The sequence below is a fragment of the Saccharothrix sp. NRRL B-16314 genome, from assembly GCF_000716595.1.
Taxonomy (GTDB): Bacteria; Actinomycetota; Actinomycetes; order Mycobacteriales; family Pseudonocardiaceae; genus Actinosynnema.
In genome coordinates this window covers 282,768-301,053 of the sequence record NZ_JNXC01000002.1, presented here as the reverse complement: position 1 = coordinate 301,053, position 18,286 = coordinate 282,768, and the positions used below count along the sequence as shown (strand labels likewise).

At 70.7% G+C, this 18,286-nt stretch carries 22 protein-coding genes, 2 tRNA genes and 1 pseudogene; 17 read left to right on the top strand and 8 right to left on the bottom strand.

Translation table 11 applies throughout. The features are described 5' to 3' along the window. Nucleotides 1-24: 24 nt before the first annotated feature. Entirely contained in the window at nt 25-756 is a 732-nt protein-coding gene (locus OQ02_RS06380; protein ID WP_033437293.1) for a peptidase E, read from the bottom strand. An 84-nt stretch (nt 757-840) separates the two neighbouring features. Here OQ02_RS06380 and OQ02_RS06375 point away from each other — a divergent pair, with 84 nt between their 5' ends. The 6 genes from OQ02_RS06375 (at nt 841) to OQ02_RS06350 (ending at nt 5,717) form a co-directional block, all read left to right on the top strand. Further along, nucleotides 841-1,449, top strand: coding sequence for a YdcF family protein (locus tag OQ02_RS06375; protein ID WP_331281524.1), 609 nt, complete (start codon nt 841-843; stop codon nt 1,447-1,449). A gap of 31 nt (nt 1,450-1,480) precedes the next feature. Beyond that, entirely contained in the window at nt 1,481-2,743 is a 1,263-nt protein-coding gene (locus tag OQ02_RS06370; protein ID WP_033437292.1) for a deoxyguanosinetriphosphate triphosphohydrolase, read from the top strand. Between the two features lie 20 nt (nt 2,744-2,763). Continuing rightward, nucleotides 2,764-3,015: a hypothetical protein gene (locus OQ02_RS06365; RefSeq protein WP_156076902.1), complete on the top strand. Its 252-nt coding sequence runs from the start codon at nt 2,764-2,766 to the stop codon at nt 3,013-3,015. Beyond that, nucleotides 2,994-4,040, top strand: coding sequence for a serpin family protein (locus OQ02_RS06360; RefSeq protein ID WP_033437290.1), 1,047 nt, complete (start codon nt 2,994-2,996; stop codon nt 4,038-4,040). Before OQ02_RS06365 ends, OQ02_RS06360 begins: the two co-directional genes overlap by 22 nt. Before the next feature lie 70 nt (nt 4,041-4,110). Next, the gene (locus OQ02_RS06355; protein ID WP_033437289.1) at nt 4,111-4,677 is read left to right on the top strand and encodes a carboxymuconolactone decarboxylase family protein; all 567 of its coding nucleotides are present in this window, start codon (nt 4,111-4,113) and stop codon (nt 4,675-4,677) included. A gap of 77 nt (nt 4,678-4,754) precedes the next feature. Further along, nucleotides 4,755-5,717 (top strand): peptidoglycan-binding protein, encoded by a 963-nt coding sequence (locus OQ02_RS06350; RefSeq protein WP_033437288.1) that lies wholly within the window; start codon nt 4,755-4,757, stop codon nt 5,715-5,717. Here the strand turns inward: OQ02_RS06350 and OQ02_RS06345 are convergent. Next, nucleotides 5,692-6,684 carry a sigma-70 family RNA polymerase sigma factor gene (locus OQ02_RS06345; protein ID WP_051771935.1) on the bottom strand — a complete coding sequence of 331 codons (993 nt, stop codon included), beginning with the start codon at nt 6,682-6,684 and terminating at the stop codon, nt 5,692-5,694. The two genes, OQ02_RS06350 and OQ02_RS06345, sit on opposite strands and share 26 nt — an antisense overlap. On the opposite strand from OQ02_RS06345, the gene dnaG reads away from it, so the two are divergent. The 3 genes from dnaG (at nt 6,671) to OQ02_RS06330 (ending at nt 9,888) form a co-directional block, all read left to right on the top strand. After that, nucleotides 6,671-8,563: a DNA primase gene (dnaG, locus tag OQ02_RS06340; RefSeq protein WP_033437287.1), complete on the top strand. Its 1,893-nt coding sequence runs from the start codon at nt 6,671-6,673 to the stop codon at nt 8,561-8,563. The two genes, OQ02_RS06345 and dnaG, sit on opposite strands and share 14 nt — an antisense overlap. Beyond that, nucleotides 8,560-9,072, top strand: coding sequence for a hypothetical protein (locus tag OQ02_RS06335; protein WP_231499894.1), 513 nt, complete (start codon nt 8,560-8,562; stop codon nt 9,070-9,072). The genes dnaG and OQ02_RS06335 overlap by 4 nt, the downstream gene beginning before the upstream one ends. Nucleotides 9,073-9,141: 69 nt before the next feature. Continuing rightward, nucleotides 9,142-9,888 carry a trans-aconitate 2-methyltransferase gene (locus OQ02_RS06330; protein WP_033437286.1) on the top strand — a complete coding sequence of 249 codons (747 nt, stop codon included), beginning with the start codon at nt 9,142-9,144 and terminating at the stop codon, nt 9,886-9,888. A gap of 61 nt (nt 9,889-9,949) precedes the next feature. Here OQ02_RS06330 and OQ02_RS06325 read toward each other — a convergent pair whose 3' ends face one another. Beyond that, a complete protein-coding gene (locus OQ02_RS06325) occupies nt 9,950-10,180 on the bottom strand; it encodes a hypothetical protein (RefSeq protein ID WP_033437285.1) in 231 nt (76 codons plus the stop codon). A gap of 136 nt (nt 10,181-10,316) precedes the next feature. On the opposite strand from OQ02_RS06325, the gene OQ02_RS06320 reads away from it, so the two are divergent. From OQ02_RS06320 to OQ02_RS06310, 3 genes are all read left to right on the top strand, one after another. Continuing rightward, nucleotides 10,317-10,388 (top strand) — tRNA-Asn (locus tag OQ02_RS06320). 117 nt (nt 10,389-10,505) lie between these two features. After that, the gene (locus OQ02_RS06315; protein ID WP_033437284.1) at nt 10,506-11,351 is read left to right on the top strand and encodes an oxygenase MpaB family protein; all 846 of its coding nucleotides are present in this window, start codon (nt 10,506-10,508) and stop codon (nt 11,349-11,351) included. 87 nt (nt 11,352-11,438) lie between these two features. Continuing rightward, nucleotides 11,439-11,516, top strand: a tRNA-Ile gene (locus OQ02_RS06310). A gap of 211 nt (nt 11,517-11,727) precedes the next feature. Here the strand turns inward: OQ02_RS06310 and OQ02_RS46920 are convergent. Continuing rightward, nucleotides 11,728-11,928 (bottom strand): hypothetical protein, encoded by a 201-nt coding sequence (locus tag OQ02_RS46920; RefSeq protein ID WP_331281523.1) that lies wholly within the window; start codon nt 11,926-11,928, stop codon nt 11,728-11,730. A 58-nt stretch (nt 11,929-11,986) separates the two neighbouring features. After that, nucleotides 11,987-12,175: pseudogene (locus OQ02_RS47115) on the bottom strand (replication initiator); the annotation flags it as partial. Between the two features lie 56 nt (nt 12,176-12,231). On the opposite strand from OQ02_RS47115, the gene OQ02_RS40760 reads away from it, so the two are divergent. Continuing rightward, on the top strand, nt 12,232-12,672 hold the full coding sequence (locus tag OQ02_RS40760) for a DUF6896 domain-containing protein (protein WP_156076901.1): 441 nt from the start codon (nt 12,232-12,234) through the stop codon (nt 12,670-12,672). Between the two features lie 82 nt (nt 12,673-12,754). On the opposite strand, the gene OQ02_RS06300 is transcribed toward OQ02_RS40760, so the two are convergent. Next, nucleotides 12,755-13,768, bottom strand: a complete 1,014-nt coding sequence (locus OQ02_RS06300; protein ID WP_231499893.1) for an LCP family protein — start codon at nt 13,766-13,768, stop codon at nt 12,755-12,757. Between the two features lie 109 nt (nt 13,769-13,877). Here OQ02_RS06300 and OQ02_RS40755 point away from each other — a divergent pair, with 109 nt between their 5' ends. The 4 genes from OQ02_RS40755 (at nt 13,878) to OQ02_RS06280 (ending at nt 16,796) form a co-directional block, all read left to right on the top strand. Then, a complete protein-coding gene (locus OQ02_RS40755; RefSeq protein ID WP_051771929.1) occupies nt 13,878-14,243 on the top strand; it encodes a DUF6542 domain-containing protein in 366 nt (121 codons plus the stop codon). A gap of 109 nt (nt 14,244-14,352) precedes the next feature. Next, nucleotides 14,353-16,209, top strand: coding sequence for a glycosyltransferase (locus tag OQ02_RS06290; RefSeq protein WP_033437282.1), 1,857 nt, complete (start codon nt 14,353-14,355; stop codon nt 16,207-16,209). A gap of 22 nt (nt 16,210-16,231) precedes the next feature. Next, nucleotides 16,232-16,462, top strand: a complete 231-nt coding sequence (locus OQ02_RS06285; protein ID WP_033437281.1) for a ribbon-helix-helix domain-containing protein — start codon at nt 16,232-16,234, stop codon at nt 16,460-16,462. Next, complete coding sequence (locus OQ02_RS06280) at nt 16,449-16,796, top strand: type II toxin-antitoxin system PemK/MazF family toxin (protein WP_033437280.1); 348 nt, start codon at nt 16,449-16,451, stop codon at nt 16,794-16,796. The genes OQ02_RS06285 and OQ02_RS06280 overlap by 14 nt, the downstream gene beginning before the upstream one ends. 80 nt (nt 16,797-16,876) lie before the next feature. On the opposite strand, the gene OQ02_RS06275 is transcribed toward OQ02_RS06280, so the two are convergent. Together OQ02_RS06275 and OQ02_RS06270 are read right to left on the bottom strand one after the other, a co-directional pair. Then, nucleotides 16,877-17,071 (bottom strand): ferredoxin, encoded by a 195-nt coding sequence (locus OQ02_RS06275; protein WP_033437279.1) that lies wholly within the window; start codon nt 17,069-17,071, stop codon nt 16,877-16,879. Beyond that, nucleotides 17,072-18,268, bottom strand: coding sequence for a cytochrome P450 (locus OQ02_RS06270; protein ID WP_033437278.1), 1,197 nt, complete (start codon nt 18,266-18,268; stop codon nt 17,072-17,074). Nucleotides 18,269-18,286: the final 18 nt, after the last annotated feature.

The following is an 18,286-nucleotide window of genomic DNA, read 5'->3' as shown; positions in this document are numbered from 1 at the left end:
GCGCGGTGCTGCCGGCAGTCCGGTTCACAACCGCCTGACGTCGAGCGCTTCCTCCTGCGCGGTTCCGGAGGACTCGTCGCGGCGGACGATGTAGGCGCCGCCGGAAGGCCGTTCGGACACCGCCTCCACCAGCGTCGTGCCGTGGTAGACGATGCCGGCGCCGTCGTCGGTGCAGTGGGTCACCGGGAGCACGCCCGACGCGACCGCCTCGTGGATCGTCGGCCTGCGCGCCGCCTCCGAGTCGTAGTGGACGCCACAGCCGTAGGGCAGGAAGCCCAGGCCGTTCGTGATCACCCGCAGTTCCGGCCCGAACGAGTCCGTCGAGCCGCCCAGGTACCAGCAGATCGACCCGGCCGACACCCCGCCGAGCACCACGCCGTTCTGCCACGCCGTGCGCAGCGCCGACCCGAGGTCGTGCACCGCCCACACCGCGAGCAGGTTCGCCACCGAACCGCCGCCGACCCACACCAGGTCGTGCTCGCCGACCCATCCGGTGAGGTCCGTCGAGGGCGGCATGGTGAACAGGTTCAGGTGCGACACCTCCCAACCCGCCAGCTGACCGGCTTCGGAGAGGTTCGCGTTGAACGAGCGCTGGTCGCCCGCGGCCGTCCCGACGTAGCACAACCGCGGCTTGCGGCCGTGCACGCCGGACAGGTCGACGGCGTGGTGGACGAGTCGGTGGAACTCCAGTGGTGTGCGGTGCCCGACGCGGAAACCACCTGAGGTCGCCACGATCGTCGGCTGGTCTGCTGCCATGTGTTCGATCCTGGCACTCCTGTCCCCCGACCGGGTGTGGAATCATTCCCCGTCGTGACGTTCCTGCCGAGACTCCGCCGGCTCGTGACTCGCATCGTGCTCGGTGGTCTCGTGATCGGGTTCCTCGTCGTCGGCGGCACGGCTTTCCGCGTGTGGCAGGTGGCCCGCGAGGACGACCGGACGCACGCGGACATGGCGGTCGTGCTCGGTGCCGCCCAGTACAACGGCGTGCCGTCCGAGGTGCTGGAGGCACGGCTGGAGCACGCGCGCCGGCTCTACGAGCAGGGCGTGGTCAGCTACATCGCCACCACGGGCGGCCGGCAGCCGGGTGACAACTTCACCGAGGGCGAGGCCGGCCGGATGTGGCTGGAGGCGAACGACGTGCCCACCGACCGGATCCTGGAGGTCGGGGAGGGCACCGACACGCTGGGCAGCATCCGGGCGCTCGCCGCCGCCGCCCGCGACAAGTCCCTCACCACCGCCGTGATCGTCAGCGACCCGTGGCACTCCCTGCGGGCCCGCACGATGGCCGAGGACGAGGGCCTGTCCGCGTGGACGTCGCCGACCCGCAGCGGGCCGAACGTGCAGACCCGCGAGACCCAGCTGTTCTACATCCGCCGCGAGACCGGCGCGCTGCTCTACTACAACCTGATGAAGGCACCGGCCGGCGCGTTCGACGGCATCCTGCTGTAAGGCTCTACCCTGGGCCGATGAGGCCGGGCACATGATCGAGGGCTACACCGGGCACGACTCCGCGCGGCTGCTCCCGGAGTCGCCCAAGGGAGCGGTGCTGCCCGGTGCGCGCACGGAGCGGCGCACGCCGTTCTCCCGCGACCGGGCGCGGGTGCTGCACTCGGCGGCGCTGCGCCGGCTGGCGGGCAAGACCCAGGTCGTCGGCCCCAACGAGGGCGCCGAGGTGACCGGTGTGCCGCGCACCCGGCTCACCCACTCGCTGGAGGTCGCCCAGATCGGCCGGGGCATCGGCGAGGAGCTGGGGTGCGATCCGGACCTGGTCGACACGGCCGGTCTGGCCCACGACATCGGGCACCCGCCGTTCGGGCACAACGGGGAACGCGCGCTGAACGAGCTGGCCGGCCCGTGCGGTGGTTTCGAGGGCAACGCCCAGACGCTGCGCATCCTGACCCGCCTGGAGCCGAAGACCGCCAACGGCCTCAACCTGACCCGCGCGTGCCTCGACGCGGCCACGAAGTACCCGTGGGCCAGGCGTCCCGGCATGGTGAAGTTCGGTGCCTACGACGACGACCTGGACGTGTTCACCTGGCTGCGCGAGGGCGCTCCGGACCGCAAGCGCTGCCTGGAGGCCCAGGTCATGGACTGGGCGGACGACGTCGCCTACTCCGTGCACGACGTGGAGGACGGCGTGCTCGCGCACCGGATCCACCTGTCCGCCCTCGGTCACCCGGCGGAACGGGCGGCCATCGCGGGCCTCGCCGCCAAGCACTTCTCCGACGAGCCCGCCTCCACGCTCGAAGCCACCGCCGTCGAACTGCTCGAACTGCCCGTCATCGCCGAACTCGCCGAGTACGACGGCTCGCTGCGCGCACAGGTCGCGTTGAAGCGGCTCACCAGCGAGCTGGTCGGCCGGTTCGCGTCGGCCGCCGTCGGTGCCACCCGCGAGGTGCACGGTGACGGCCCGCTGACCCGCTACCGGGCGGACCTGGTCGTGCCGCCCCAAGTAGCGGCCGAGGTGGCGTTGCTGAAGGCCGTCGCGGTGCGGTACGTGATGAGCGACCCGTCGCGGCTGGCCATGCAGGCGCTGCAACGGGAACTGGTCGCCGAGCTGGTCCACCTCCTGCTCGAACGCGCGCCGGACACGCTCGACCCGGCGTTCCGCCCGGCGTGGGCCGCGGCGGGGTCGGACGCGGAACGGCTGCGCGTCGTGGTGGACCAGGTGGCCTCGCTGACCGACGCCCAAGCCGTCGCGTGGCGGCGTTCGCTGGCGAACGGCTCCCCCGGACTCGTGTGACCGGTGGCACACTCGATGTCATGGGTGATGATGCGACACGACCGCCAGGCCGACGGTGGCGCAGGCCGGAACGCGAGCGGGTGCCGGTCGGCTTCGACGCGGGGCCGCCCGACAACGGGTGGGACGACGACGAGCCGGACGGCGGTTCCGCCGGCGTGCGGGAACCACGCCACCCCAAGCCGTTCGGACCGACGAGCGGCGCGGGTGAACGTCCGATCCCGGACGAGCCCGTAGAGGTCAAGGAGACCCAGTGCCTGATCGAGCGCACCTGACGTTCGCCCTCACGCTGCACGACGCCGTCGCGCCTGATCGCACGCGCAACGCCTGCTGGTCGCCGTACTCGGTGGCCAGCGCGCTCGGCCTGACCGCGCAGGCCGCGCGGGGCGGGACGGAGGCCGAACTGGTCGCGCTCCTCGGCGAGGACCACGCCAAGGTGCTCAAGGACGCGGTGGTCGGTGACGACGCCGAGTTCGCCGTGGCCAACACGCTGTGGGCGTCGGACGAGCTGCCGCTGAACGACGGTTTCCTCACCGACCTGGCCGGGTGGCCGGGCGCGGAGGCGCGTTCGGCGCCGTTCGCCGAAGACCCGGAGGGTGCGCGCAAGCTCATCAACGCCGACGTCGCCGAGACGACCAACCAGCTGATCCCGGAGCTGCTGACGGCCGGCGCGATCACGGCCGAGACGGTCGCGACCCTGGTCAACGCGCTGTACCTGAAGTGCGCGTGGCGCGAGGAGTTTCCGGAGCACGACACCGCCGACCTGCCGTTCCGAGGTGCCGGGAACGTCACGACCATGCGTCGTGAAGGGAGCATGCGCTACGCGCAGCGCGCCGGGTGGGAGGCCGTGGCGCTGTCCGCGCGCGGCGGTGTCGAGGCGGTCGTGCTGCTGCCCGAAGGCGACCTCGGTGGCACGGAAGGCGTGCCCGAGGTGCTGGAGGCGCTGGACCGGGACCGGGTCGAGCTGTTCCTGCCGAAGCTGGACCTGTCCGTGAACGTGTCGCTCGGCGACGCGCTGCGGCAGGTGGGCGTGCGCACCATGTTCACCGGTGCGGCCGACCTCACCGGGCTCAGTCCCGACCCCCGGCTGCGAGTGGACGACGTGGTGCACGAGGCCGTGTTGCGGCTGGACGAGCAGGGCTTCGAAGGCGCGGCGGCGACCGCGGTGGTGATGCGGATGACGTCGTTCATCCCGGCCGAGCCCGCCCGCACGGTCCGCGTCGACCGGCCGTACCTGCTGCTGGTCCGGCACGTCGACACGGGCGCGATCTTCTTCTTCGCCCAGGTGGCCAAGCCCTGATTCCCGCGACTCGTCACGTTTGAGGTGCCCTCCTCGTCCACCGGGTGAAGACCGGAAACGAGGAGGGGACATGCCCAGGATCCCGGGCGTCACGACCAAGCAGGCCAACCCGCTGGTGAGGTTCGCCTACCGGTTCGCCAGGAAGCGCTTCGGCGCGGTGCCCGAGCCGTTCACCGTGACGGCGCACCACCAGAAGCTGTTCGTCGCGGGCGCGCGGCACGAGATGGCCGTGGAGAAGGGCGCCAGGACGCTGCCCGTCTCGCTGCGGGAACTGGTGGTCTACCTGACCGCGGTGAAGCTCGGCTGCTCGTGGTGCGTCGACTTCGGCACCATGCTGATCAAGCACGAGGGCTTGGACATCGACCGGCTCAAGGAGATCCACGACTACCGGAACTCGGACAAGTACACCGAGCTGGAGAAGCTGGCCCTCGCCTACGCCGACGCGATGACCGAGACGCCCACCGCCGTCACCGACGAGCAGGTCGCCGAACTCGACCGGCGGTTGGGCCACAAGGGGCTGGTGGAGCTGACGTACCTGATCGCGCTGGAGAACCAGCGGGGCCGGTTCAACTCGGCGTTCGGCATCACCGACCAGGGCTTCACCTCGGGCGACGCCTGCCGGGTGCCGATGCCGTAGCCCCCGAGGGCTGGACAACAGTGAGTGATTCACTAACATCATCTCGAGATGGTTGCCGGCTTTCTCGAGGGAGCGACATGTGTGAATCATGCGGTACGGCCGGCGAAGAGCTGTCGAACCAGGGTGTGTCCCGCCGTCGGCTCCTCGCCGGTTTCGGGCTCGGCGCCGGGGTGTCCCTGATCGGCCTGACCTCACTGGCGACGCCCGCCTCGGCGGCCACGCTGATGGACGCCAGGTGGTGCAACCCGGCGCTGGGCTACTTCCCCGCCGGCGGCTACTACGGCGCGCCGCGGTCGGGTGGCCCGCACGCCGGCCAGGACATCACCAACTCCACCGGCACCGCCGTCTACGCCGCGGCGGCCGGGACCGTGATCCGCCGCCAGTGGGGTGGCGGCCTGAGCGGTCGCACCGGCAACGGGATCGTCATCTCCCACGGCGGCGGCGCCTACACCTACTACGGTCACCTCGACACGTACCGGGTTTCGCTCAACCAAGCCGTTTCAGCGGGCCAACGCATCGCCGACATGGGTGCGACGGGCAACGTGACCGGTCCGCACCTGCACTTCGAGGTCCACTCCGGTGGACTGGGTCCGACCGTCAACCCGGTGACCTTCCTGTCCGCCCGGGGCGTCGACCTCGGTGGCGGTTGGCCGAGGATCGACCCGGGCGCGCGCGGCGCGACCGTGTCGGTCGTCCAGCACCTGATGAACCAGCGCGGCTCCGGACTCGTGGTCGACGGCCAGTACGGCTCGGTCTCGGTGAGCGCGGTCGAGCGGTTCCAGTCCGCCAACGGCCTCGTCGCCGATGGCCAGGTCGGCCCGGCGACGTGGCCGAAGCTGGTGTACTCGCTGAGCGAGGACGCCGCCGGCCACCACGTCCGCGGGCTCCAGACCGCGCTGAACAAGCGCAGTGCGGGTCTGCGGGTGGACGGCGCCTACGGCTCGATCACCACCACGGCGGTGCGCACCTTCCAGGGCGTCAACCGGCTGGTCGTCGACGGCAACGCCGGGCCGATCACCTGGCGGGCACTGGTCGGCTGAGCCCGCCGGGGTCTTCGCGGTGCGGATCGGGGAACGGCACGTGGCCGAGCTTGTCCGGGTTCGACATGTCGTACACGCCGGTCACGAGGCCGTCCCGCACCGCGAACGCGCCCACCCGGGCCGTCAGGTCGCCCTGCGCCGGGTAGAGCAGGCCCAGGTCGCCGTTGACCAGCACCGGCCGCCCGTCCATCTTGCCGCCGTACTTGCGCAGCAGGCCGAGCAGGAAGCGCGCCACCTTCTCCGGGCCGGTGACGATGTTGATCGCGGTCTTCGCCTTGCCGCCGGCGTCGCCGACGACCACCACGTCCGGGTGCAGCAGGCTGATCACCGCGTCCACGTCACCGGAGGCCATGGCCTGGAGGAACCGCTCCAGCAGCTCCCGCTGCTCGTCCAGCGCCACCCGCGGCGGGGGCTCGGCGTCGGCTGCCGCCCGCCGGCCCCGTGACGCGTGCTGGCGGGCCGTGGCGACCGTGCAGCCCAGCACGTCGGCGATCTCCGCGAACGGCACGTCGAACGCGTCGTGCAGCACGAACGCGACCCGCTGCTCGGGCGTGAGGCGGTCCAGCACCACCAGCGCCGCCATCCGCACGCCGTCGTCGCGCACCACCGCGTCCAACGGGTCGTCCTCGCCGGAGGTGATCAACGGCTCGGGCAGCCACTGGCCGACGTACCGCTCCCGCCGCACCGCCGCCGACCGCAGCCGGTCCAGGCAGATCCGCCCGACCACCGTGGTCAGCCAGCCGCGCAGGTCGCGGATACCGCCCCGCGCCTCCTCGGTCAGACCCGTCAGCCGCAGCCACGCCTCCTGCACCGCGTCCTCGGCGTCCGCCACGCTGCCGGTGAGCCGGTAGGCCACGCCGACCAGGTGCGAGCGGTGGCCGGTGAAGGTCGAAGCCAGGGTCTGCTCGGCTGCGGTCACGAGCACCAGTCTGCCAGCACTAGACTCGCTCGACGTGGCAGGACGCATCCGGGACAGCGACATCGCGTTGGTGCGTGACCGGAGCCGGATCGACGACGTCGTGGGAGACCACGTCTCCCTGCGCGGGGCCGGCGGCGGCGCGCTGAAAGGCCTGTGCCCGTTCCACGACGAGAAGTCGCCGTCGTTCAACGTCAGGCCGTCGCACGGCACGTTCCACTGCTTCGGCTGCGGCGAGGGCGGCGACGTCATCGCGTTCGTGATGAAGATCGAGCACCTCGGTTTCGTGGAGGCCGTCGAGCGGCTGGCCGACCGGGCCGGCATCCAGCTGACCTACGAGGGCGGCGGCGCGACCGTCCAGCGGGACCGGGGCACCCGCAGCAGGCTCATCGAGGCGCACCGGGTCGCCGCCGAGTTCTACGCCGAGCAGCTGGCGTCACCGGAGGCGATGCCGGCGCGGGAGTTCCTGGCGCAACGCGGTTTCGACGAGGCCGCCGCCCGGACGTTCGGCTGCGGTTTCGCGCCGGCCGGCTGGGACAAGCTCACCAAGCACCTCCTCGGGCGCGGGTTCGAGCTGACCGAGCTGATCAAGGCCCAGCTGAGCAAGGAAGGCAGGCAGGGGCCGATCGACCGGTTCCACCGCCGGCTGCTGTGGCCGATCCGGGACATGGGCGGCGAGGTCGTCGGCTTCGGCGCGCGCCGGATCTTCGAGGACGACCAGATCCAGGCCAAGTACCTCAACACCAGCGAGAGCGTGATCTACAAGAAGTCGCAGGTGCTGTTCGGGCTGGACCTGGCCAAGCGGGAGATCGCCAAGCGCCGGCAGGCCGTGGTGGTCGAGGGCTACACCGACGTGATGGCCATGCACCTCGCGGGCGTGCCGACGGCGGTCGCGTCCTGCGGCACGGCGTTCGGCGCCGACCACATGAACGTGCTGCGCCGGCTGCTGATCGACGACTCGGTCAACGGCGAGGTGATCTTCACCTTCGACGGTGACGCGGCGGGGCAGAAGGCGGCGCTGAAGGCGTTCGAGGGCGAGCAGGCGTTCTCCGCGCAGACGTACATCGCGATCGCGCCGGACGGCATGGACCCGTGCGAGCTGCGCCAGGCCAAGGGTGACGTGGCGGTGCGCGACCTGGTGGCCCGGCGCACGCCGCTGTTCGAGTTCGCCATCAAGACCCGGCTGAAGGACTACGACCTCGACTCGGTCGACGGCCGGGTCGAGGCGTTGAAGACGATGGTGCCGTTCGTGGCGCAGATCAAGGACCGGGCCAAGCGGGACGGCTACGCGACGCGGCTGGCCTGGTGGGTCGGCTGGGAGGACGAGTCGGCCGTGGTGCGCCGGGTGCGCGAGACGGCGACCGGCCGTGCTCCCGCGCGTCGCGCCCAGCAGCCCGTCGACCCGAACCAGGGCGCGCTGGCGGTCGACGTGGACGGTCCGACGCGCCCCGATCCGCGCGACCCGGCGCTGTGGGCGCAGCGGGAGGCGTTGAAGGCGGCGTTGCAGCTGCCCGAGATGGCCGGGCCGTACTACGACTCGCTGCCCGACGAGGCGTTCACGCACCCCGCCTACCTGGCGTTGCACCAGGCGATCCGGGAGGCGGGAGGCGCGTCCTCGGGGCTGTCGGGCCCGGCGTTCCTGGACGCGGTGTCGCAGGCGTGCCGGTACCAGGCGGTGCGGTCGGTGCTGACCGAGCTGTCCGTCGAGGCGCTGCGGGTCAAGGCGGACGACCAGTACCGGTACGTGCAGAGCGTGCTGGCGCGGTTGCAGCAGATCCTGGTGTCCGGCCAGATCACCGAGATCAAGTCGCGGTTGCGGCGGGTGTCGCCGGTGGAGGAGCCCGACGAGTACCGGGCCCTGTTCGGCGACCTCATCGCGCTGGAGGACTACCACAAGGCGTTGGGCCAACAGGCGGTGGGCGGGCTGTGAGGGAACTGTTCCGGAAGGTGTTCGGGTCGGGTGCGCCCGAGGGGTTCACCGGTGCCCTGGAGCGCGACGAGCACGTGCTGGCGTCCGCCGGGGTCGGCTCGGAGTGGCTGGTGGCGACGACGTACGGGCTGTGGTTGCCGGGCCCTCGCCGGGTCGGCTGGCACCTGGTCAGCAAGGCCACGTGGAGCGGGAACGCGTTGGCGGTGACCGAGTCGGTCGAGGACGGCACGGCGGGGGCGGCCGTGGTCCTGCGCGACCTCGCGCCGCAGCGGTTCCCGCTGGAGACGCCGGGCAAGGTGCCGGAGGTCGTGCACGCGCGGGTGACCGCGTCGATCAAGTCGCGGGACCACAACGAGACCGTGGGTGCGTGGTTCGTCCAGCGCAAGGTGACCGGGCGGGACGGGGTCGTGCTGCAGGTGCGGCCGGACCCGGGTGCCGACGTGGAACGGGTCCGGGAGGTCGCGGCCACGGTGGCGGCGAAGATCTCGAAGCTCCGCCCCGAGTCCTGAGCCTCGACGCAGCTAGCAGTACGCGCGTACTGTGAGCCGTACTTGCTGTCTGCCTCGGAGTGGGTGCGCATGTGGGATCCCGGCCAGTACCTCGCGTTCGCCGACCACCGGTCGCGCCCGTTCCACGAGCTGGTGGCCAGGGTCGGCGCCACGTCACCGCGACGGGTCGTCGACCTGGGGTGCGGTCCGGGGAACCTGACGGAGTTGCTGGCGACGCGGTGGCCCTCGGCGGTGGTGGAGGCGCTCGACTCGTCACCGGAGATGGTGGCCGAGGCGCGGGCGCGCGGCGTCGACGCGCGGGTGGGCGACGTGGCGTCGTGGGAGCCCGCGCCGGACACCGACGTGGTGGTGACAAACGCCGTCCTGCAGTGGGTGCCGGGTCACGAGGACCTGTTGCGCGGGTGGACGCGAGCGCTGCCGTCCGGTGCGTGGTTGGCGATGCAGGTGCCGGGCAACTTCTCCGGGCCGTCGCACGAGCTGGTCCGGTCGCTGGTCGACGCGTCGTGGCCGGCGTTGCGAGGGTTGATGCGGCCGTCGCCGGTGCTCGACCCCGAGGGGTACGCGACCGTGCTGGACGGCTGTGCGGTGGACGCGTGGGAGACGACCTACCTGCAGCGGCTGGAGGGGGAGGACGCCGTGCTGGAGTGGATCACCGGGACGGCGCTGCGGCCGATCCGGGCGGCGTTGGGCGACGAGGAGTGGGCGGCATTCCGCGCGGAGTTGGCGCCGATGCTCAGGTCCGCGTACCCGCGGCGGGCGGACGGCACGACGTGGTTCCCGTTCCGCCGCGTCTTCGCGGTGGCCCGCGTGCCGTGAGCGCTGTGCCTGGTGTCGTGACCGCCCCGAATGGTGGTGGGGCGGTCACGACACCGGACGGTCAGTTCGCCCGGGGGATGACCGGATCGCGACGGTGGCCGTTGGCGTGGGGCTGGTGGCGGCCGAGACCGGTGGTCTCGCTCACCTTGGCGCGGACGATGCCGGCTGCGCCCTGGACGGCCGGGTGGTCCGCCAGGGCCCGGTAGGTGCGCACGATCTGGTCGTAGCGCTGACGTCCGGCGCGCGTCCCCAGGACGTAGCCGATGGCGGCGCCGAGCAGGATGCCCTTCATGAGGTGTCCTCTCCTCCGATCGTGCCTGATCACCACCCTTCCTACCGCAACGGTAGGGGGGTGTGCGCGAGCGCCGTTGAGGATGCGCTAGAGTAACGACCTGTCGGGCCGGGTGGCCCGGCCTACAACAGAACATTCCCCCTTAGCTCAACGGCAGAGCATTCGACTGTTAATCGAAGGGTTACTGGTTCGAATCCAGTAGGGGGAGCGCGATGACACCCCAGGTCTCCCGACCTGGGGTTTTGTCGTGTCATGGGGTCGGGGTACCCGCGAGTCACCCGAATGTCACCCCGCTGCGGCGGATTCTTGCGGCAGGCTGATCCGCATGGCCGATCGCTTCGCCAACCGCCGCCGGATCACGTCGCTGGACCCGGAGACCGACCACGTCGAGATCATGCGCATCTCGTCCGGGTACGAGTTCCCGTGGGACTACGTGCGGTCGTTGGAGTTCGCGCTGTTCAGGACGTACTGCGTGCCGACGATCTCGGCGTTGCTGGCCCGGACCGGCGAGTTCGAGCGGCGGGCGCAGAAGCGGTACGACGACACGGCGTTGCTGATGGCGGAGCTGGTGGAGCACGGCTACGACTCGCCGCGCGGCCGGGAGGCGCTGCGCGTGGTGAACCGGCTGCACGGGCGGTACGAGATCTCGAACGACGACATGCGGTACGTGCTGTCGACGTTCATCTTCGACCCGATCGAGTGGATCACCAAGTACGGCTGGCGGCCGTTGACGGACCACGAGCGGCTGGCCGCGTTCCACTTCTACTCGGCCGTCGGTGTCCGGATGGGGATCAAGTCCCTGCCGCCCACCTACTCCGCGTACCTGGCGTTCAAGCGGTCGTACGAGGAGGAGCACTTCACGTACAGCGACTCGAACCGCGCGATCGGGCAGTACACCCTGGACCTGTTCTGCTCCTGGTACCCGGTGCCGCGGGCGCTGACGTCGAGGGCGGTGCTGGCCATGCTCGACGAACCCATGCTGACCGCCTTCGGCTTCACACCGCAACCGCCCTGGCTGACCACCCTGGCCCACGCCGTCCTGCGCCTGCGGGCGCACGCAGTCCGCCTGCTCAGGCCCCGCCGGACACCCCGCCTGACGAACGACCCGAAGAACCGCACGTACCCCGGCTACCCGACGGGTTACCGACCAGCCGACCTCGGAGCCCCGTAGTACCGGAGTGCACAGCTTGGTCACGCCGCACCGGGTTGTCGAGACGCGGGGGAACCCGGATCTGTACCCTCCAGAACCGCACGTCAGGGGGCGGTAGCTCAGCCGGTCAGAGCAGCGGACTCATAATCCGTCAGGTCGTGGGTTCGAACCCCACCCGCCCCACCAGCTGACCAGTGGAAACGCTGCTTACAAGATCCACTGTAGATCATCCGCCCAGGTGGTTGTCCATTTTCATCTTCCAAGAGCTCGCTCACGCTGCCCGGTCCGTCCGGGTTGACGACGGCGTGGAAGTGCGTCGCTGGTACTTGGCGACGATGGCGTACGGGAGCCGAGCGTGGTGCTTGAACTCGTGTACCGGGGAGCCAGGCAGCTTTCATCAGCTCCCGCTTGAGCGTGGTGACGAAGCGGTGCCACAGCCCACTGGCGTTGGCCTGTCACAGGTGGCGGGATCGTCGAGGTAGTGCCAGGTGCCGCACGCGCAGGGCAGGACCTTCCCGCGGTTTGTGGCGCGTCGGTTGTGCACCGGGCCGAACGACGGGGCGGTGAGCGTGGCGAACACGCGAGGCTTCTCTGTCACCGAGGCGGGGACGCCCTTGGAGCCGCCGGCCAACCCCGGCGTGCATCAGGTGGTTGGCGTCGGCGGCGTACCGGCCAGAGCAGGACGGGCAGACGGACTCGCGGCGGTTGCCGCAGGGGATGAACACGTCCCCGCCGTGCCAGTCGAGCAGGGTGCAGGTGGCCGGACCCGTCATCCGGATCGGTTGGCCACAGCCGCCGATGCCGGTGACCTCGTCGCGCCAGTCCCGGTGGTCGGCACGGCGCAGCCGGTGGGCGATGCGGTTGGCGGGTTCCAGTGGAGCCGCTCGACATGATTGCCGGCGTGAACGAGTTCTCCTCGCCGGCTGTTGATGCCGTTCGGCGCTATGTCGTGGCGCTTCGCGAAATCCGGACGCGGCTGTTCGCGGATCTTCCCGGCTTGGCCGGTGTGCAGGACATCCTGTTCGCGGTGCGTTCTCAAGGGACGATGGCCCGCGAGGGACGAACGGCCGGCGGCATCGAGTACTCGGTTCATGGGGTGGGCTGCCGCATGACCGATGAGCGTGGTCGGGAGGTGGACGTCGACCTGGTTGCCGATCCCGACCGTCCCGCCCGCGTGGTAGAGGCTTTCGACGCCTGGCGGATCAAAGCTTTCCTTTCCAGCGGTGGGCACCCCTCTCCGGCGAACGAGGAACTCAATGCTGCGTGCGCACAACTTGCTGCCTGCGGCGAACTTCGGGTGGTCGAGCAGTGCCGGTGGTTTGCGCTGCCGCCATCCAGCTGACGAAAGCGTCGCGAATGAGCGACCGGCACCATGACTTGGATGGCGAAATTGCCGAACCGCTCACCGGCCATGACCTCTGCCCTCAGTCCACGCACGGGATGGGGGACGGTTGGGTTCCGGCGCCCGAGGTTCCGACGGGTGGGGTCAGGGCGGCGGTCACGGCGGCGCGGATGGTCGGCTGGGCGTCTGCTGCCGGATCGTTCTCCAGGGGCAGGGTGTGGAAGCGGATGCCCGTGGTTCCTTGTGCCATCGAGAGGACGTCCCAGTCGGCCGAGAGGACCACGTACTGCTTGGCGACTTCCGCCAACGGCCCCAGGGCGTTGAGGCCCTCGGAACGGATCCGGTGCATCACCGCACTGATGAACGCCTGCTGACGACGCACGCGGTCCAGGTCGGAGTTGGGCAGGCCGTGCCGTTGGCGGACGAACGCCATCGCCTGCGCGGCCGTCAGGTGTTGCCTGCCCGCCGGGAAGTCCGCGCCCGAGTACTCGTCGAACGTCGCCGCGTTCAAGCACACCTCCACCCCGCCCAGCGCCTCCGCCAACCGGTAGAACCCGACCAGGCTCACCTCGGCGATGTGGTCCACCGGCACCCCGAGCAACGACCGCACGGTCTCCACCTGCGCCCGACGCCCCGCCTCACGCCCCAGCCACTCGATCTCCGCCGGGTCCCGTCGCACGTCCTCGGAAGCGAGCCGCCGCTCCTCCGCCTCCTTCGCCCGCCCGTACGCCTCCTTCACCTTCCCGTGCTGCGGCCCACCGGCTATGCCGAGCAGCGGCGCGTAGTTGTCTCGCGGCAGGGACAGCGCGACTGCCGCGGACCCGTCGGATGGGACGTGCAGCAGGATCAACGTGTTCGCGTTGTACCCGCCCCGGTCCACGTCACCGGCGTGCAGCGCCTCCAGCACCTCGTCCGGCGGCGCTCCGCCGTCGAGGTCCCGCCGCGTCGTCAGACCCATCACCAACACGTTCACCCCGGACGTCGACTTCACGTCGTCCGCCCGCACCGCCAGCGACCGCCGCACCCCCGTGTCCACATCCTGGTAGGTGGTCCAGGCGACCCCCGCCGCCACCAGCACCCCCACCGACAGCAACACCCATGTGCTCCGCACCACGCCCGTCAAAGCCCGACTCAACATCGAGTACCCCCTCGCGTCCTCAACATAGATCCATTCAGATGCTGGGGGGCACGAAGTGGCAGACCGCATGGCTCATCTGCCGAGCTTGGCCGCACTCGCCGTGTCGGCCGTTTTCACCGCCGTCGCACATCGCCTGGACGGCGGGCAACCTGGCCTCGTCTTCGGCGTCCTTGTGGTGTCCGGTGCGTTGCTCGCCGCCGCGATGGTGCGGCCGATCGGGTGGTGGACCGTGGTGCCGGCGCCCCCGTTGTTGTACGCGGGACTCGTGGCGGGTGTTGCGGCGTTGCAGGGCAAGTCCTTGGGGGAGTTGACGATTCTCGTCGCGCCGCCTGTGGTCCGCGCGTTCCCCCACCTCGCGGTGGGCGTCGGCGTGGGGCTGCTGGTCGTGGCGGCGAGGCTGGGGGGAACGTGGTGGGGGAACAGGTCTTCGTAGATCGAACGGGAAGACGCCGTGGACTGGTGCGGGCGGTGAGCATCGCGTTGGCGGCGTCGTTGTTCGGCCTGTCAGCGTTGATCACGACGACCGTCCTGCCGCACGTCACGTGAGGGCACACTGGGTTTCCCTGCTGCTGGGGCTCGGCTTGCTGATGGGCGCCTTGAGCTTCCACGCCTACGCCACGTCCCTGCCCGACGAGCCCGCGAGAGCCGACGTCACCGCCGAACCGGTGGTCCGGGGAACGGTCGCGCTGGTGCTCCACGGCGGACCGCACCCGAGGTGGACGCCGCGGGTGCTCGACGCCCTCGCCGAACGCGGTCTGCGGGCGACGTTCTTCGTGGTCGGCGCCCAGGTCAACGAGCACCCCGACCTGGTCCGGCGGATGGTCGAGGAGGGGCATGAGGTCGGCGTCTCCGGGTTCCGCACGGGTGAGGCGACCACGTTGGGCACGGCGTTCGCGCGGAACGCCGTGGCCGCCGCCGCGAACGTCCACACCGGACTGGGCGAGCCCGATCCCGACACGCCGGACCTGCACCACTACGACACCAAGGCCATCGCCGACGCCGCGAACGATCCCGACCACGTCATCCGGCTGCACGAGGCCAGCACCACTCCCGGCGTGATCGGCCTGCTCGCCGACGAACTGCCCGACCGCCGCTTCACCACCCTCACGACCGCGACCGGCCGGAGCGCCGCGATGACCGACGCCGGCTTCGGCGCACGGGTGACCGGCGCGGCCCAGGCCTGGGCGCAGCACCACGGCGACGAGCTGGCCACGCTCCTGAACGTCATCTGCGCGATCGTCGCCGTGTTCGCGATGCTCCGCACCCTGATGCAGCTGGGGTTGGCCCACACCGCACGCCGCCTGCACCGGGTGATCGAGGTGAAGCCGCACGCACCCCCGGTGTCGGTGGTCGTCCCCGCCTACAACGAGGCCGCGAACATCGCCGCCGCCGTCCGGTCGATCGCGGATTCCGAGCACCCCGCCGAGGTGGAGGTGGTCGTGGTCGACGACGGCTCGACCGACGGCACGGCCGAAGTGGTCGAAGCGCTGGGGCTGCCGGGCGTGCGGGTGGTGCGCCAGCCGAACCGGGGCAAGTTCGCCGCCCTCAACGCGGGCATCGCGCTGGCCCGGCACGACGCGTTGGTGCTGGTGGACGGCGACACGGTGTTCGAGCCGGACACCGTGTCCAAGGTGGTGCGCCCGCTCGGCGACACGGGTGTCGGAGCGGTGTCGGGCAACGTCAAGGTCGCCAACCGGAACGGCCTGCTGGGCCGGTGGCAGCACCTGGAGTACTGCGCGGGATCGAACCTGGACCGGCAGATCCTCAACGCGCTGGAGTGCATCCCGACCATCCCGGGCGCGATCGGCGCGTTCCGCCGGGAGGCGGTGGACGAGGTCGGCGGGATCAGCGCCGACACGCTGGCCGAGGACACCGACCTGACGATGGCGATCACCCGCGCCGGGTGGCGGGTGGTGTACGAACCGGCGGCGCGCGCGTGGACCGAAGTGCCGACGGGCGTGCGCGGGCTCTACAAGCAGCGGTACCGGTGGTCGTACGGCACGTCCCAGTCGATGTGGAAGCACCGGCGCGCGCTGCGCGAGGACGGCCGGATGGGTCGGTTCGGCCTGCTGTACCTGCTCGTCTTCCACGTCGTGCTGCCGGTGCTGGCGCCCGTGCTCGACGTGTACGTGCTGTACGGGGCGTTCGTGGCGGACGCGCCGTGGGCGCTGGTGATCTGGACCGCGTTCCTGGCTGTGCAGACGGCGAGCGCCGGGTACGCGCTCCGGCTCGACGGCGAGTCGCTCAAGTCGCTCTGGGCGTACCCGCTCCAGCAGTTGGTGTACCGGCAGTTGACGTACATCGTGGTGGTCCAGTCGCTGGTCAAGGCGTTGCACGGGACACCGCTGAAGTGGCAGACCGCGCGGCGAAGCGGCCTGGCGGAGGTAGCTGCCCGGTAGTACCGGAGGTAGCATCGCTGGTATGAAAATCAGTGTGAGCCTCCCGGAGGAGGACGTAGAGTTCGTTGATCGCTACCTTAGGCAACACCACAGCGCGTCACGATCGTCGGTGATCCACCAGGCGATCACGCTGTTGCGTGAGGCGGGCCTGGAGAACGCCTACGCGAGCGCGTGGGAAGAGTGGGAAGCCGGGGGAGACGCCGACATGTGGGACGTGACCGCGCTGGACGGTGTGCGCGATGCGCCGCGGTGACATCTACTGGGTCGACCTCGAACCGTCGCTCGGCGCCGAGGCGAACAAGATCCGCCCGGCCGTGGTCGTGAGCAACGACGCGGCGAACCGGGTCGCCGGGCGGGGCGGCCGGGGTGTGGTGACGGTCGTGCCCATCACCTCCAACACCGCGAAGGTGTACCCGTTCCAGGTGTTGCTGCCCGCCAAGGACTGCGGGCTCGGCGCGGACTCCAAGGCGCAGGCCGAGCAGGTGCGCACGGTCGCCGCGGCCAGGCTCCGCGCCCGGATCGGCGGCCTGCCGCCCGCGGTGCTCAAGCAGTTGGACGAAGCCCTGCGCATCCACCTCGCGCTGTAGCGCCCGGAGCGCCGCACACCGAGGAAGGCCGGGGAACGAGCACTGCCGGGACCGCCCGAAGACGGCCCCGGCAGCTCACGTCACTCCACCACGCGGATGGCTCCGGCCGGACACAGGTGCGCCGCGTCCCGCGCCTTCTTCTCCTGCTCGGCGCCGGGCGTCGGCTGCAGGAGGATGACGGTGCCGTCCTCCTCGTCCTGGTCGAACATCGTCGGGTCGGTCAACACGCACATGCCCGACCCGGCGCACAGGTCCGGATCCACTTCGATCTTCACTTAGAACTCCACCGGTAGTTCGTGCACTCCGTAGATCGCCATATCGTCCCGCATCCGCACCTCCGCCGCGGGCACTGCGAGCCGAAGGTTCGGGAACTCCCGGAACAACGCGGTGTACCCGACGCGCATCTCGATCCGGGCCAACTGCTGCCCGAGGCACTGGTGCACCCCGTGGCCGAACCCGAGGTGACCGGACGCCGGCCGGCGGATGTCGAACTCGTCCGGCCGCTCGAACCGCGCCGGGTCCCGGTTGGCGGCGGCCACGGAGATCGAGACCGACTCGCCCGCCCGGATCACCTGGCCGCCGATCTCGACGTCCTCCAGCGCGGTCCGGATGGTGCCGAACTGGATGATCGTCAGGTACCGCATCATCTCCTCGACGGCGTTGTCCGCCAACGAGGGGTCTGCGCTCAACGCGGCCACCTGATCGGGGCGCTGCAACAGCAGCAACGTGCCGATGCCGAGCATGTTCGCCGTGGTCTCGTGGCCGGCGATGAGGAGTAGCAGCCCCATGTTGGCGACTTCCTCGTCGGTCAGCTCACCGGTGGCGATCAACCCGGACAGCATGTCGTCGCCCGGCGTGGCGTGCTTGCTCTGCGCGAGCCGCAGCACGAACGCCTCCAACCGCTCGAACGCCGCCATGATCTCTTCGAACGAGGAGTCCAGTCGCAGCGCCCTCGCCGTGTCGGCCTGGAACGACTCGCGTTGCTCGTAAGGCACCCCCAGCAGTTCGCAGATCACCAACGACGGCACGGGCAGCGCGAAGTCCGCCACCAGGTCCGCCGGTGAGCCCGCGGCGCGCATCGCGGCCAGGTGATCGGCCACGATCCGCTCGATCCGCGGTGTCAGCAGGTTCATCCGCCGCACGGTGAACTGACCGGTCAACAGCTTCCGGTAGCGCGTGTGGTCCGGCGCGTCCATCCCGATGAACATCCCCGGTTTGGCAGGCGGCCGTTGTCCCATCGGCTGACCGGCGACCAGTCGCGGTGAGTGGTGCAGCTCGGAGCGGCTGCTGAACCGCCGGTCCGCGTGCACCTCGCGAGCGAGGTCGTAGCCGGTCACCAACCACCCCAGGTGCCCGTCGGGGAACTTCATCCGGCTGATCGGCGCCGTGCCGCGGAGCAACCCCAACTCCGCGGGCGGGTCGAACGGCGTGCTGCGCGCGGACGGCAGCTCGGAAAACATCGTTTCGGTCATCTCGCACACCTCCCAGTG

What these genes read in the sequence shown, in the direction of transcription:
- OQ02_RS06380 (WP_033437293.1), bottom strand. Translation starts at nt 756, where the DNA reads ATGGCAGCAGACCAGCCGACGATCGTGGCGACCTCAGGTGGTTTCCGC.
- OQ02_RS06370 (WP_033437292.1), top strand. Translation starts at nt 1,481, where the DNA reads ATGATCGAGGGCTACACCGGGCACGACTCCGCGCGGCTGCTCCCGGAG.
- OQ02_RS06365 (WP_156076902.1), top strand. Translation starts at nt 2,764, where the DNA reads ATGGGTGATGATGCGACACGACCGCCAGGCCGACGGTGGCGCAGGCCG.
- OQ02_RS06355 (WP_033437289.1), top strand. Translation starts at nt 4,111, where the DNA reads ATGCCCAGGATCCCGGGCGTCACGACCAAGCAGGCCAACCCGCTGGTG.
- OQ02_RS06350 (WP_033437288.1), top strand. Translation starts at nt 4,755, where the DNA reads ATGTGTGAATCATGCGGTACGGCCGGCGAAGAGCTGTCGAACCAGGGT.
- OQ02_RS06345 (WP_051771935.1), bottom strand. Translation starts at nt 6,684, where the DNA reads ATGCGTCCTGCCACGTCGAGCGAGTCTAGTGCTGGCAGACTGGTGCTC.
- OQ02_RS06330 (WP_033437286.1), top strand. Translation starts at nt 9,142, where the DNA reads ATGTGGGATCCCGGCCAGTACCTCGCGTTCGCCGACCACCGGTCGCGC.
- OQ02_RS06325 (WP_033437285.1), bottom strand. Translation starts at nt 10,180, where the DNA reads ATGAAGGGCATCCTGCTCGGCGCCGCCATCGGCTACGTCCTGGGGACG.
- OQ02_RS06315 (WP_033437284.1), top strand. Translation starts at nt 10,506, where the DNA reads ATGGCCGATCGCTTCGCCAACCGCCGCCGGATCACGTCGCTGGACCCG.
- OQ02_RS40755 (WP_051771929.1), top strand. Translation starts at nt 13,878, where the DNA reads ATGGCTCATCTGCCGAGCTTGGCCGCACTCGCCGTGTCGGCCGTTTTC.
- OQ02_RS06285 (WP_033437281.1), top strand. Translation starts at nt 16,232, where the DNA reads ATGAAAATCAGTGTGAGCCTCCCGGAGGAGGACGTAGAGTTCGTTGAT.
- OQ02_RS06280 (WP_033437280.1), top strand. Translation starts at nt 16,449, where the DNA reads ATGCGCCGCGGTGACATCTACTGGGTCGACCTCGAACCGTCGCTCGGC.
- OQ02_RS06270 (WP_033437278.1), bottom strand. Translation starts at nt 18,268, where the DNA reads ATGACCGAAACGATGTTTTCCGAGCTGCCGTCCGCGCGCAGCACGCCG.